Origin of the sequence: Streptomyces sp. NPDC016562 (assembly GCF_043076955.1) — a bacterium.
Taxonomy (GTDB): Bacteria; Actinomycetota; Actinomycetes; order Streptomycetales; family Streptomycetaceae; genus Streptomyces.
This window is the reverse complement of record NZ_JBIBRZ010000003.1, coordinates 543,255-555,369: the sequence shown is the minus strand read 5'-3', so window position 1 is coordinate 555,369 and position 12,115 is coordinate 543,255. Positions and strand designations below refer to the sequence as shown.

11 protein-coding genes and 1 riboswitch are annotated in these 12,115 nt (G+C 74.1%); of the genes, 8 read left to right on the top strand and 3 right to left on the bottom strand.

The window, feature by feature from the left end:
* The first annotated feature begins 142 nt into the window (after window positions 1-142).
* A complete protein-coding gene (locus tag ACF059_RS17655; RefSeq protein WP_360897798.1) occupies window positions 143-766 on the top strand; it encodes a TetR family transcriptional regulator in 624 nt (207 codons plus the stop codon).
* Between the two features lie 81 nt (window positions 767-847).
* Here the strand turns inward: ACF059_RS17655 and ACF059_RS17650 are convergent, their stop codons facing one another.
* Both ACF059_RS17650 and ACF059_RS17645 read right to left on the bottom strand, forming a co-directional pair.
* Entirely contained in the window at window positions 848-1,081 is a 234-nt protein-coding gene (locus ACF059_RS17650) for a ferredoxin (protein WP_360897796.1), read from the bottom strand.
* Window positions 1,082-1,084: 3 nt separating this feature from the next.
* Window positions 1,085-2,563 carry an aldehyde dehydrogenase gene (locus tag ACF059_RS17645; RefSeq protein ID WP_392057731.1) on the bottom strand — a complete coding sequence of 493 codons (1,479 nt, stop codon included), beginning with the start codon at window positions 2,561-2,563 and terminating at the stop codon, window positions 1,085-1,087.
* 173 nt (window positions 2,564-2,736) lie between these two features.
* Here ACF059_RS17645 and ACF059_RS17640 point away from each other — a divergent pair, with 173 nt between their 5' ends.
* The 7 genes from ACF059_RS17640 to ACF059_RS17610 all read left to right on the top strand — a co-directional run bounded on the left by ACF059_RS17640 (window position 2,737) and on the right by ACF059_RS17610 (window position 10,813).
* The gene (locus ACF059_RS17640; protein ID WP_392057728.1) at window positions 2,737-3,786 is read left to right on the top strand and encodes an MBL fold metallo-hydrolase; all 1,050 of its coding nucleotides are present in this window, start codon (window positions 2,737-2,739) and stop codon (window positions 3,784-3,786) included.
* A 92-nt stretch (window positions 3,787-3,878) separates the two neighbouring features.
* Window positions 3,879-3,955: riboswitch (cobalamin riboswitch) on the top strand.
* A 128-nt stretch (window positions 3,956-4,083) separates the two neighbouring features.
* Window positions 4,084-5,349 (top strand): prenyltransferase/squalene oxidase repeat-containing protein, encoded by a 1,266-nt coding sequence (locus ACF059_RS17635; RefSeq protein WP_392057725.1) that lies wholly within the window; start codon window positions 4,084-4,086, stop codon window positions 5,347-5,349.
* Window positions 5,349-6,056 carry an SCO2322 family protein gene (locus tag ACF059_RS17630; RefSeq protein WP_392057722.1) on the top strand — a complete coding sequence of 236 codons (708 nt, stop codon included), beginning with the start codon at window positions 5,349-5,351 and terminating at the stop codon, window positions 6,054-6,056. The genes ACF059_RS17635 and ACF059_RS17630 overlap by 1 nt, the downstream gene beginning before the upstream one ends.
* On the top strand, window positions 6,053-7,288 hold the full coding sequence (locus ACF059_RS17625; RefSeq protein ID WP_392057719.1) for an energy-coupling factor transporter transmembrane component T: 1,236 nt from the start codon (window positions 6,053-6,055) through the stop codon (window positions 7,286-7,288). The genes ACF059_RS17630 and ACF059_RS17625 overlap by 4 nt, the downstream gene beginning before the upstream one ends.
* Window positions 7,285-9,195: an ATP-binding cassette domain-containing protein gene (locus ACF059_RS17620; protein WP_392057716.1), complete on the top strand. Its 1,911-nt coding sequence runs from the start codon at window positions 7,285-7,287 to the stop codon at window positions 9,193-9,195. The genes ACF059_RS17625 and ACF059_RS17620 overlap by 4 nt, the downstream gene beginning before the upstream one ends.
* A complete protein-coding gene (locus ACF059_RS17615) occupies window positions 9,192-10,094 on the top strand; it encodes an ECF transporter S component (RefSeq protein ID WP_392057712.1) in 903 nt (300 codons plus the stop codon). Before ACF059_RS17620 ends, ACF059_RS17615 begins: the two co-directional genes overlap by 4 nt.
* A gap of 314 nt (window positions 10,095-10,408) precedes the next feature.
* Window positions 10,409-10,813, top strand: coding sequence for a transglycosylase SLT domain-containing protein (locus ACF059_RS17610; RefSeq protein ID WP_392057709.1), 405 nt, complete (start codon window positions 10,409-10,411; stop codon window positions 10,811-10,813).
* Window positions 10,814-10,933: 120 nt separating this feature from the next.
* On the opposite strand, the gene ACF059_RS17605 is transcribed toward ACF059_RS17610, so the two are convergent.
* Window positions 10,934-12,103 carry a steroid 3-ketoacyl-CoA thiolase gene (locus ACF059_RS17605; protein ID WP_392057706.1) on the bottom strand — a complete coding sequence of 390 codons (1,170 nt, stop codon included), beginning with the start codon at window positions 12,101-12,103 and terminating at the stop codon, window positions 10,934-10,936.
* Window positions 12,104-12,115 lie beyond the last annotated feature (12 nt).

Here is a 12,115-nt window from a genome sequence, read left to right as displayed (position 1 = left end):
TTCAGACTTGATCCGTCGAAGACCATTGAATCTACCGGCCGGAAACCACACCGTAAGAGGTGGAGCAGGTGATTCGCGCCACGGATGCGACGCCTGCCATGCTGGCCCCGGATCAGCCCCGCAACGACACGGAACGGGACACATGACAGCGGAAGTGAAGGCCGTCACCACACCGGCGTCGCCTCCCCTGACGGAGCGCCAGGAAGCACGCCGACGCCGGATCCTGCACGCCAGCGCCCAGCTGGCCAGCCGGGGCGGTTTCGACGCCGTCCAGATGCGCGAGGTGGCGGAGTCCTCCAGCGTCGCGCTGGGCACGCTCTACCGCTACTTCCCGTCCAAGGTGCACCTGCTGGTGGCCACCATGCAGGACCAGCTCCAGCACATGCACACCACGCTGCGCAAGCGCCCCCCGGCCGGGGACGACCCGGCGGCCCGGGTCGCGGAGACCCTGATGAGGGCCTTCCGCGCGCTCCAGCGGGAACCGCAGCTGGCCGACGCGATGGTGCGGGCGCTGACCTTCGCGGACCGCAGCGTGAGCCCCGAGGTCGACACGGTGTCCCGGCTGACCACGGCGATCATCCTCGACGCGATGGGCCTGGAGGCCCCGCCGACGGCCCAGCAGCTCTCGGCGGTCCGCGTCATCGAACACACCTGGCACTCTGCGCTCATCACCTGGCTCTCGGGCCGCGCCTCGATCGCCCAGGTCAAGATCGACATCGAGACGGTGTGCCGTCTGATCGACCTGACGTCGCCAGAAAAGTCCTGAACCAGCCGGTCACCTGCGGCGCCGCCCGGCGGGGCGGGGGCCTGGTCCCTTTCGGCGCCCCCACCGCCCCGTCCGCCTCATCTACTCCTCCGGCGGGAACACCGCCTCCCCGGTCCCGGCCAAGGTGATCAGGATGGCCTCGACCGGGCACCCCTCCGCCGCCGCCAGGACCGGCTCGCTCGCGTCCGACTGCGGGGCGCGGGGGTGGGACTGGCGCGCCGAGTCCAGGACGAAGCCGTCCGGGGCGTGGTTGACGCACATGCCCGAGCCGATGCAGACGCCCCGGTCCACCTCGACCTGCCAGCGGTCACCCATCACTCACTCACCCGCCTCGCCCGTACCCGCCGTGTACCCGGCGGGCAGGTGGATCATCTTGTGCTCCAGGTACTCGCTCAGGCCCTCCGGGCCGAACTCGCGCCCCACGCCGCTGTTCTTGTAGCCGCCGAACGGTCCCAGCATGTCCAGGCTGAAGGTGTTCACGTTGAAGGTGCCGGTGCGGATCCGCCGGCCGAAGTCGATGCCGTGCTCCACGTCGCCGGTCCAGACGCTGCCGCTGAGGCCGAACTCGGAGTCGTTGGCCACCCGTACCGCCTCCGCCTCGTCCCCGTACGGGATCAGGCAGACGACCGGGCCGAAGATCTCCTCGCGGGCGATCCGCATGGAGTTGTCCACGTCCCCGAAGAGGGTGGGCTCCACGTACCAGCCCCGGTCCAGGCCCGCCGGGCGTCCGCCGCCCGACAGGACCTTGGCGCCCTCCTCCTGGCCGATGCGGATGTAGTCCAGGGAGCGTTGGCGCTGGCGCTCGGCCACCAGCGGCCCGAGCTGCGTCGCGGGATCCAGCGGGTCGCCGACCACCAGCGCCCCGGCCGCGGCGGCGAGCGCCTCGGCGACCTCCTCGTAGCGGCTGCGCGGGGCGAGGACGCGGGTCTGGGCCACGCACGCCTGGCCGTTGTTCATCCAGGCGGCCGGGACGATCCCGGCGACGGCCGCGTCGAGGTCCGCGTCGGGCAGGATCACGGCGGCGGACTTGCCGCCGAGTTCCAGGGTGACGCGGGTGAGGTTGCGCGCGGCCACCTCCATCACGCGCCGGCCGGCGGCGACCGAGCCGGTGAAGGCGACCTTGTCGACGCCGGGGTGGCCGACCAGGTACTCGCTGACCTCGCGGTCGGCGGGCAGGATCGACAGCACGCCCTCGGGCAGGCCGGCCTCGCGGGCGATGTCGGCGAGGATGTAGGAGTCGAGCGGGGCCTCCGGGGAGGGCTTGAGGATCACCGTGGACCCGGTGAGCAGGGCGGGCGCCAGTTTGGCCGCGGCCACGAACTGCGGGACGTTCCACGGGATGACGGCCGCGACGACGCCGACGGGCTCGCGGCGCACGAGGATCGGGCCGAGGACGCCCGCGCGGTGCTCCTCGTACGGGTAGGCGCGCGCCACGGTGATCGCGGCGTCGTAGACCATCATCGGGCCCAGCGCCTGGGCCAGGACGCTCCAGGAGTACGGGGATCCGTTCTGGGAGCTGATCGAGCGGGCGATCTCCTCGTGCCGGACGGCGATGGCGTCCTTGATGCGGGTGACGACGGCGATCCGCTCGTCCAGCGTCATCCGCGGCCAGGGGCCCTCGTCGAACGCCCTGCGCGCGACGGCCACGGCGCGGTCGACGTCCGCCTTGGAGGCGTGCGGGACGGAGCCGATGACCTGCTCGGTGTGGGGGGAGACGATCCGGATCGTGTCGGTGCCCAGCGGATCCGTCCACTCCCCGCCGATGAACAGTTGTCCGTGTTCCACGAGCTCGGTCATGGCTGAGGCCTCCTGCGGCTTGGCGTTCCAGAACTGATACCAGTTCTAGTTCCAGGAGTCCACGGCGAGGGCGCAAGAGCACGGAAGATCCAACGACTAGTCAGAAAGCCCCGGAGGTGGTCGACTTGGGCTACTACTGAAACATGTTCTTGTAGAGGCGGGGGGACGGTCGCATGCCACAGGACACGGCACAGGTCACCGATCACGGCGGAGGCGTCTGGGGGATCAAGGTGCCGATCCCCGACAACCCGCTCGGGCACACCCTCGTCCACGTCCTCGACACCGACCGCGGCCCGGTCCTCGTCGACACCGGCTGGGACGACCCCGCGTCCTGGGACGCCCTGACCGCCGGCCTCGCCGCGCTCGGCACCGCCGTCGCCGACGTCCACGGCGTGGTCATCACCCACCACCACCCCGACCACCACGGGCTGTCCGGCCAGGTCCGCGAGGCCTCCGGCGCCTGGATCGCCATGCACGCCGCCGACACCGAGGTCGTCGTACGCACCCGCTCCTCGGAGCCCGGCGTCTGGTTCGACTACATGAGCGCGAAGCTCGCCGCCGCCGGAGCCCCCGAGGAACACATCGCGCCGATGCGCGCCGCCCGCGCGAGCAGCCGCATGCGGACCCTGCCCGGGCTGCGCGCGGCCGTCCCCGACCGGGAGATCGTCCCGGCCGAGCTGCTGCCGCTGGCCGGGCGCCGGCTGCGCGCGATCTGGACCCCGGGCCACACCCCCGGCCACGTCTGCCTGCACCTGGAGGAGGAGCACCCGGCGCACCTGCCGGGCAACGGCCGCCTCTTCTCCGGGGACCACCTGCTGCCGGGGATCTCCCCCCACATCGGCCTGTACGAGGCCCCGGAGGACGCCCACGTCACCGACCCCCTCGGCGACTACCTCGACTCCCTCGAACGCATCGGCCGGCTGGGGCCCGCCGAGGTCCTCCCGGCCCACCAGCACGCCTTCACCGACGCGCCGGGCCGCGTACGGGAGCTCCTGGACCACCACGAGGAGCGGCTGACCGGGCTGTGGAGGCTGCTGGCCCGGCCGCTGACGCCGTGGGCGCTGGCGGAGCGGATGGAGTGGAACCGGCCCTGGGAGCAGATCCCGTACGGCTCGCGGAACATCGCCGTCTCGGAAGCCGAAGCCCACCTGCGCCGCCTCGTGAAGCAGGGCCGCGCGGAGGCGGTCCCCGGCAGCGACCCGGTCACGTACCGGGCGCTGTGAGGGACCGGTAAGGGGCGCAGCCCCCCGGCGCCACCGGGCACGGAAGCTACGGGCCGGTACAGTGAGCCCGTCGTCCACACTCCCGTACGGGGGGGGAAGCCGGTGCGATTCCGGCGCTGACCCGCAACCGTGACCCACCCGGCACCCCGGGCGGGAAGCCGGATCGCCCCGTACCGAAGTGCGCGGCTCGCGCCGCCGGGGTCCCCGGCGGCCGGCACCGTCGAGGTAAACGGAGCCGGAGCCCGGTGCCTGTGCGTGCCTGCCTCCGGTTCCCCAGCAGGAGAGGCACCCGCCCCCATGAACGTCCGTCGCAGCGCCGCCGCGCTCGCCGCCTCCGCCGTGCTCTGCGTGGGCGTCGCCCCCGCAGCCCTCGCCGACACCGCGCCGCCCTCCCCCTCCGCGCCGCCGGTCATCCCCTCCGGGCTCTACGGCAAGAACGACCCCACCTACGACGGCGTGTGGCGCCAGTCCTTCGCGCTGCTCGCCCAGCACACCGTCGGCGTCAAGCCCGCCGCGCCGGCCGTGGACTGGCTGACCGGCCAGCAGTGCGCGAACGGCTCCTTCCCCTCCTTCCGCGCGGACACCGCCAAGGAGTGCGACGCCTCGACGTACATCGACTCCAACGCCACCGCGGCGGCCGTGCAGGCGCTGGCCGCGCTCGGCGGCCACGACGAGACGGTGAAGAAGGCGGTGGGCTGGCTGAAGTCCGTGCAGAACCCGGACGGCGGCTGGAGCAGCAACCCCGGCGGCGCCATGGACACCGGTTCGGACGCCAACTCGACCGGCATCGTCATCAGCGCCCTCGCGGCGGCCGGCGAGAAGCCGGCCGAGGTCACCTCGAAGGCCGGCAAGTCGGCGTACGCGGGCCTGCTCTCCTTCCAGCTGGGCTGCGCCGCCGAGCCGGCCGCCGACCGGGGCGCCTTCGCGTACCAGCCCGTCGACGGCAAGCTCCTCGCCAACGCCGACGCGACGGCCGCGGCGGCGCTGGCCGGCCTCGGCAAGGGCGCCGCCGTCGTCCCCTCCGGTACGGACACCCCCGCGGCAGCGCTGACCTGCCCGGCGGCGGACCCGGCCGACCCGGTGGCCGCCGCCCAGGGCGCGGCCGGTTACCTGGCCCAGGCGCTGAAGAAGGACGGCCACCTCACGGCCGTCACCCCGGGCGCGGACCAGCCCACCCCGGACACCGGCAACACCGCCGACGCGGTGATCGCCCTGGCCGCGGCCGGGCACAAGCAGTCGGCGGCGGGCGCCCTGGAGTGGCTCAAGGGGAACTCGGCCGCGTGGGCGAAGGACAGCCCGGCGGCCCTGGGCACCCTGATCCTGACCGCACACGCCACCGGCACCGACCCGAAGTCCTTCGGCGGCACCGACCTGGTCGCCGCGCTGAACGCGACCGGCCCGGCCCCGCAGGGCGCGGACACCGACGCGACCAGCGTGGAGAACGAGAAGGACGACAAGCCCTCCGGCGGCCAGAACATCTGGTGGATCATCGGCGCGGGCGCCGCGGCCGGCATGGGCATCGGCATCCTGCTGAGCGGCCGCCGGAAGAAGAACCAGCTCTGATGCGCCGCCGCCGTCCCTCCCTCCCGGCCCTGGCCTCGGCCCTCGGCGCGGCCTTGACCCTCGGCATGGCCCTGGCCGTCCTGGCCGCCGGTCCGGCCCTGGCGTCGAGCTACCGCTACTGGTCGTTCTGGGACGGCGGCTCCGGCGGCGGGACCTGGTCGTACGCCACCACGGGCCCCTCGCTGGCCCGCCCGGCCGACGGCTCCGTGCAGGGCTTCCGCTTCGCGGTGAGCCGGGACGCCGGGGCCGAGGCGGCCCGGCCGCGGGCGGCGGCGGACTTCGCGGCGGTCTGCGGGGCGACCCCTGCGGCCGAGGGCACCAAGCGGGTGGCGCTGGTCATCGACTTCGGCGTGCCCGCGGACGCCCCGGCGGGCGAGGTCCCGCCGCAGGAAGGCCCCCGCACGGCCTGCGCCCAGGTAGCCCCGCAGGCCACGGCCGCGGAGGCACTGGCGTCGGTGGCCAAGCCGCTGCGCTACAACGGGGCGGCGCTGCTGTGCGCGATCGCGGGCTACCCGCAGCAGGGCTGCGGCGAGCCGATCTCCTCGCCGCAGGACACCGCCCGGGCGCAGACCCCGGACCCGGGCGCGGCCCCCGCCGCAGGCCCGGACTCCGGCACCGGTCCGTCGGTGGGCCTGCTGGCGGGCATCGCGGCGGTGGCCGCCCTGGCCGCGGCCGGCGTCTGGCAGTCCCGCCGCCGCGCACGATGACGGACCCGAAGGCGCCGCGGGGGTCCGGGGGCGGCGCCCCCGGCCACGGCCCCGCACCCGCCCCCACACCACCGGCCCGGCGCAGCCCGCCCGCGGCGCCGGACACCCCGCCCCGGTCGACGTACGAGAACAGCAGGTGGAGCCCCCCGCACGCCGTCCGGGCCACGGCCCTGCACGCGGGTGCCTGGTGGCTGTGGGCCCTCGGGCTCGCCACCGCCGCGTCCCGGACCACCAACCCGCTGCTGCTCGGGCTGATCGTGGGCGTCGCCGGGTACGTGGTCGCGGCCCGCCGCACCAGCGCCCCCTGGGCCCGTTCCTACGGGGCGTTCCTCAAGCTCGGCCTCTTCGTCATCGGCCTGCGCCTGCTCTTCTCCATGCTGCTGGGCTCCCCCATCCCCGGCTCGCACGTCCTGTTCACCCTCCCCGAGGTCCCGCTGCCCGCCTGGGCGCAGGGCATCCGCTTCGGCGGGAGGGTCACGGCGGAGCAGCTGGTCTTCGCCTTCTACGACGGCGCGAAGCTGGCCGCCCTCCTGGTCTGCGTCGGCGCCGCGAACGCCCTCGCCAATCCGGCCCGGCTGCTGAAGTCCCTGCCCGCCGCCCTGTACGAGGCGGGCGTCGCCGTGGTCGTCGCCATGACCTTCGCGCCGAACATGGTCGCCGACGTCGTGCGTCTGCGCACCGCCCGCCGGCTGCGCGGGCGCCCCACCGGCGGGATCAAGGCCGTCCTCCAGATCGGCCTGCCCGTGCTGGAGGGCGCCCTGGAACGCTCGGTCGCGATCGCCGCGTCGATGGACGCCCGCGGGTACGGGCGCACGGCCGAGGTCCCGCCCGCCGTCCGGCACACCACCAACGCCCTGACCCTCGGGGGTCTGCTCGGCATGTGCGCGGGCACGTACGGGCTGCTCGCCGCGCAGGGCGCCGCGTACGGGCTGCCCGTACTCGGCATCGGCGCGGCCCTGGCCCTCGCGGGCCTGCGCCTGGGCGGACGCCGCTCGGTGCGCACCCGCTACCGGCCCGACCGGTGGGGGCCGCGCGCCTGGCTGGTCGCCGCCTCGGGCGCGGCCGTCGCCGCCGTCCTCATCCACGCGGGGACGCGCGACCCGGCGGCCCTGCACCCGGGGGTGGTCCCGCTGGTGGCGCCCTCGCTGCCGCTGTGGCCGGCCGCCGCGATCCTGCTCGGCCTGCTGCCCGCCTTCGTGGCACCCGTACCGCCCAAGGAGGCGTCGCAGTGATCCGCTTCGAGCAGGTGTCGGTCACCTACGAGGGCGCGTCCACCGCCTCCCTCCAGGGCGTCGACCTGGAGATCCCCGAAGGCGAGCTGACGTTGCTGGTCGGCCCGTCCGGGGTCGGCAAGTCCACGCTGCTGGGCGCCGTCTCCGGGCTGGTCCCGCACTTCACGGGGGGCACCCTGCGCGGCCGGGTCACTGTCGCGGGCCGCGACACGCGCACGCACAAGCCGCGCGAGCTCGCGGACGTGGTGGGCACGGTGGGCCAGGATCCGCTCGCGCACTTCGTGACGAACGTGGTGGAGGACGAGCTCGCCTACGGCATGGAGTCCCTCGGCCTGGCCCCGGCCGTGATGCGCCGCCGCGTGGAGGAGACCCTCGACCTGCTCGGCCTGAACGAACTGCGCGACCGCCCCATCGCCACCCTGTCCGGCGGTCAGCAGCAGCGCGTCGCGATCGGCTCGGTGTTGACCCCGCACCCCCGGGTCCTGGTGCTCGACGAGCCGACCTCGGCCCTCGACCCGGCGGCGGCTGAGGAGGTCCTGGCGGTGCTCCAGCGCCTGGTCCACGACCTCGGCACCACGGTCCTGATGGCGGAGCACCGCCTGGAGCGGGTGGTGCAGTACGCGGACCGGGTCCTGCTCCTGCCGTCCCCGGGCGCGGCCCCCGTCCTCGGCACCCCGTCCGACATCATGGCGATCTCCCCCGTCCACCCCCCGGTGGTCTCCCTGGGCCGCCTCGCAGGCTGGACCCCCCTCCCCCTGTCAGTCCGCGACGCCCGCCGCCTGTCCACCCCACTCCGCGCCCGCCTTTCCCGCGCCGGGGCCTCGGCACCCGTACCGGAGCCCGGACCCCCACTGTCCGAGCCCGCCCGCGGCGTCGTCTCCCAGGGCTCCGCCCCGGACCCCGCTCCTCAAACGCCGGAGGGGCTGGATTTTCGCCCGGCGGCGCCACAGCGGCCCTCGAATCCAGCCCCGCCGGCGTTTGAGGCGACCCACCCAGCCCCGCCGGCGCTTGAGGCGACCCTTCCAGCCCCGCCGGCGTTTGAGGCGCGGGGGTCTGGGGGCGGAGCCCCCAGCAGCGGCGCCGCACCCGGCCTGCTCACCCGCCTGCTCCGCCGGACCAGGCCGGGCCGGACCAGTGCCAGCCCCGCAGGCCCTGCGCACGTCCGCGACCTCGGCCTCCGCCGCGGCCCCGCCCAGATCCTGCACGGCATCGACCTGACCGTCGCGCCGGGCGAGATCGTCGCCCTCATGGGCCGCAACGGCGCCGGCAAGTCCACCCTCCTCGCCACCCTCGTCGGCACGCTCGCCCCCACCACCGGCCAGGTGAGCGTCGGCGGCCGCACCCCCCACCGCACGGCCCCGGCCGAGATGGTGCGCCGCGTCGGCCTCGTCCCCCAGGAGCCCCGCGACCTCCTCTACGCCGACACCGTCGCCGCCGAGTGCGCCGCCGCCGACTCCGACGCCGGCGCGGCCCCCGGCACCTGCCGGGACCTCGTCCGCGCCCTGCTTCCGGACGTCCCCGACGCCATCCACCCCCGCGACCTCTCCGAAGGCCAGCGCCTGGCCCTGGCCCTGGCGCTGGTCCTGACCGGCCGCCCCGCCCTGCTCCTGCTCGACGAACCCACCCGCGGCCTGGACTACGCCGCCAAGGCCCGCCTCGTCGAGATCCTCCGCGCCCTCGCGGCCCAGGGCCACGCCATCGTCCTGGCCACCCATGACGTGGAGCTCGCCGCCGAGCTGGCCCACCGCGTGGTGATCCTGGCCGGCGGGGAGATCGTGGCGGACGGCCCGACCGCCGAGGTCGTCGTCTCCTCCCCCGCCTACGCGCCCCAGGTGGCGAAGATCCTCGCGCCCGGGCACTGGCTCACCGTGGCCCAGGTCGCCGAAGCCCTGGCAGGCACCCGGTGACCCGCCCCGTACGTCCCACCCGTCCCATCCGCCCCGTACGGATCGGCCCCCGCGCCGCCGTCGCCCTCGTCCTCGTCACCCTCATCGGCATCGCGGCCTTCGGCTGGCCCCTGCTCGCCGACCGGCAGTCGGGCCTCGCCCACTCCCAGGACGCCCCCTGGCTCTTCGCCGCGCTCCTGCCGCTCCTCGTCGCCGTGGTCGTCGCGACCATCGCGGACAACGGCATGGACGCCAAGGCCGTGGCGATGCTCGGCGTACTCGCCGCCGTCGGGGCTGCGCTACGGCCGCTGGGCGCGGGCACGGCCGGGCTGGAGCCCATGTTCTTCCTGATGGTGCTCAGCGGCCGCGTCCTGGGCCCCGGCTTCGGCTTCGTCCTCGGCTCGGTCACGATGTTCGCCTCCGCCCTGCTCACCGGTGGGGTCGGGCCGTGGATGCCGTTCCAGATGCTGGCCATGGGCTGGTTCTCGCTGGGCGCCGGTCTGCTGCCCGGCCCGGAGAGGATCCGGGGCCGTGCGGAGCTGCTGATGCTGGCCGCGTACGGCTTCGCGGGTTCGTTCGCGTACGGCACCGTCATGAACCTGCAGGGCTGGGTGATCCTGCAGGGCATGGGCCAGGGCGTCTCCTTCCACCCGGGGGATCCGGTCGCAGCGAACCTGGCGCGGTTCGTCGCGTACTGCCTGGCGACCTCGGTGGGCTGGGACCTGGGCCGGGCGGTGCTGACCGTCGTCCTGACGCTCACGCTGGGGGCCACGCTCCTCAAGGCGCTGCGGCGGGCGACGCGAAAAGCAGCCTTCGACCCGGCCGTCGCCTTCGATTCGGGGGTGGGAAGTGGGCCGGACCACACCCAAAAAAGGGACAATATGGACACTGAGCGTGAGATTCAGACGCCTCCACGGTGACCCGCCCCATAGGACCCAGGTCACATACGACGGCGGGTAGTAGCCCTCCAGGGCCCCGTATCGACCCCTTTGTCCCGCTCCCACCAGCGCGGATGCCGCCCTCCCCACCCGGGGGTCGCAGGGCCCTCACTGCGATGGGACCTAGTAAGCGAGGCCTTTGCCAGGCCGCCCGGGGGTCTGTAGAACTGGATGAGTCGCAAGGCGGCAGGGGTACTTCACCCGCCGCCGACGAACCCCTCTCCTCCGCGTGAGTGGCTCACGCATGTCCTCGGCATGCCTGCGACCGCCCTTGTCCCCTTCGGAAGGTTTCATCCGTGCCCAACGTCGTCATCCGCCGCATCGCCGCTTCCAAGAAGACCCTCGCGGGTACCGTCCTCGCCCTGGGCGTCGCCGGTTCCATGCTGGCCGCGGTTCCCGCGCAGGCCGCCCCGATGAGCGCCAAGGCGATCGCCCAGCAGATGATCAAGGACCCGGCCCAGTTCGCTGCGTTCGACAAGATCATTTCGCACGAGAGCGGCTGGGACCACACCGCGACGAACCCCTCCTCCGGCGCGTACGGCCTGGCCCAGGCCCTGCCGGCGTCGAAGATGGCCTCCGCGGGCGCCGACTGGAAGACCAACCCGGCCACGCAGATCAAGTGGGGCCTGGAGTACATGAACGAGCGCTACGGCAGCCCCGTCGGCGCCTGGAACTTCTGGTCCGCCAACCACTGGTACTAAGCCACCGGCGGGCAGCGATAGCCAGCAGTCAGTCATACGAAGGCCCCGGTGGGCCGGCCTCCCCAGGTCCGGCCCACCGGGGCCTTCCGCATCCCATCCCACGGGCTCCGCGTGCAGCGTCTACAGGCGCTGGATGATCGTGCCGGTCGCCAGCGCGCCGCCCGCGCACATGCTGATCAGCGCGAACTCCTTGTCCCGGCGCTCCAGCTCGTGCAGCGCGGTGGTGATCAGCCGCGCGCCGGTGGCTCCGACGGGGTGGCCGAGCGCGATGCCGCCGCCGTTGACGTTGACCTTCTCCAGGTCCTGGTCGAAGACCTGGGCCCAGCTGAGGACGACGGAGGCGAAGGCCTCGTTGATCTCGACGAGGTCGATGTCCTTCAGCGACATCCCGGCCTTGCCGAGCACGGCCCGGGTCGCGTCGATCGGCCCGTCCAGGTGGTAGTGGGGGTCGGCGCCGACGAGGGTCTGGGCGACGATCCGGGCGCGCGGCCGCAGCTTGAGGGCGCGGGCCATCTTGCGCGACGCCCACATGACGGCGGCGGCCCCGTCGGATATCTGCGAGGAGTTCCCGGCGGTGTGCACGGCGGTCGGCATGACCGGCTTGAGCCGGGCCAGGGCCTCCATGCTCGTGTCCCGCAGGCCCTCGTCCCGGTCGACCAGGCGCCACATGCCCTGCCCGGCGGCCTGCTCCTCCTCCGTGGTCGGCACCTGGACGGCGAAGGTCTCGCGCTTGAACCGCTCCTCGGCCCACGCGGCGCGGGCCCTCTCCTGCGAGAGCACGCCCAGCCGGTCGACGTCCTCGCGGGTCAGGCCCCGGTTGCGGGCGATCCGTTCGGCGGCCTCGAACTGGTTGGGCAGGTCGACGTTCCACTCGTCCGGGAAGGGCTTGCCGGGGCCGTGCTTGGATCCCGAGCCCAGCGGCACGCGGCTCATGGCCTCGACCCCGCAGGCGATGCCGATGTCCATGACGCCGCCGGAGATCATGTTGGCGACCATGTGGTTGGCCTGCTGGGAGCTGCCGCACTGGCAGTCCACCGTCGTCGCGGCGGTCTCGTAGGGGAGGCCCATGGCGAGCCAGGCGTTGCGGGCGGGGTTCATCGACTGCTCGCCGGCGTGGGTGACGGTGCCGCCGACGATCTGCTCGACGCAGTCGGGCTGGATCGCGGTACGGGCCAGCAGTTCGCGGTAGGTCTCACCGAGCAGGTAGGCGGGATGGAGGTTGGCGAGCGCGCCCCCGCGCTTGCCGATCGGGGTGCGTACGGCTTCGACGATGACGGGTTCCGCGGCCATGAGCTCGTCCTC

Excerpts from the sequence above, each read along its gene's own strand:
- ACF059_RS17625 (WP_392057719.1), top strand. The coding sequence starts at position 6,053 with ATGACGGACCCGAAGGCGCCGCGGGGGTCCGGGGGCGGCGCCCCCGGC.
- ACF059_RS17645 (WP_392057731.1), bottom strand. The coding sequence starts at position 2,563 with ATGACCGAGCTCGTGGAACACGGACAACTGTTCATCGGCGGGGAGTGG.
- ACF059_RS17650 (WP_360897796.1), bottom strand. The coding sequence starts at position 1,081 with ATGGGTGACCGCTGGCAGGTCGAGGTGGACCGGGGCGTCTGCATCGGC.
- ACF059_RS17640 (WP_392057728.1), top strand. The coding sequence starts at position 2,737 with ATGCCACAGGACACGGCACAGGTCACCGATCACGGCGGAGGCGTCTGG.
- ACF059_RS17605 (WP_392057706.1), bottom strand. The coding sequence starts at position 12,103 with ATGGCCGCGGAACCCGTCATCGTCGAAGCCGTACGCACCCCGATCGGC.
- ACF059_RS17635 (WP_392057725.1), top strand. The coding sequence starts at position 4,084 with ATGAACGTCCGTCGCAGCGCCGCCGCGCTCGCCGCCTCCGCCGTGCTC.
- ACF059_RS17655 (WP_360897798.1), top strand. The coding sequence starts at position 143 with ATGACAGCGGAAGTGAAGGCCGTCACCACACCGGCGTCGCCTCCCCTG.
- ACF059_RS17630 (WP_392057722.1), top strand. The coding sequence starts at position 5,349 with ATGCGCCGCCGCCGTCCCTCCCTCCCGGCCCTGGCCTCGGCCCTCGGC.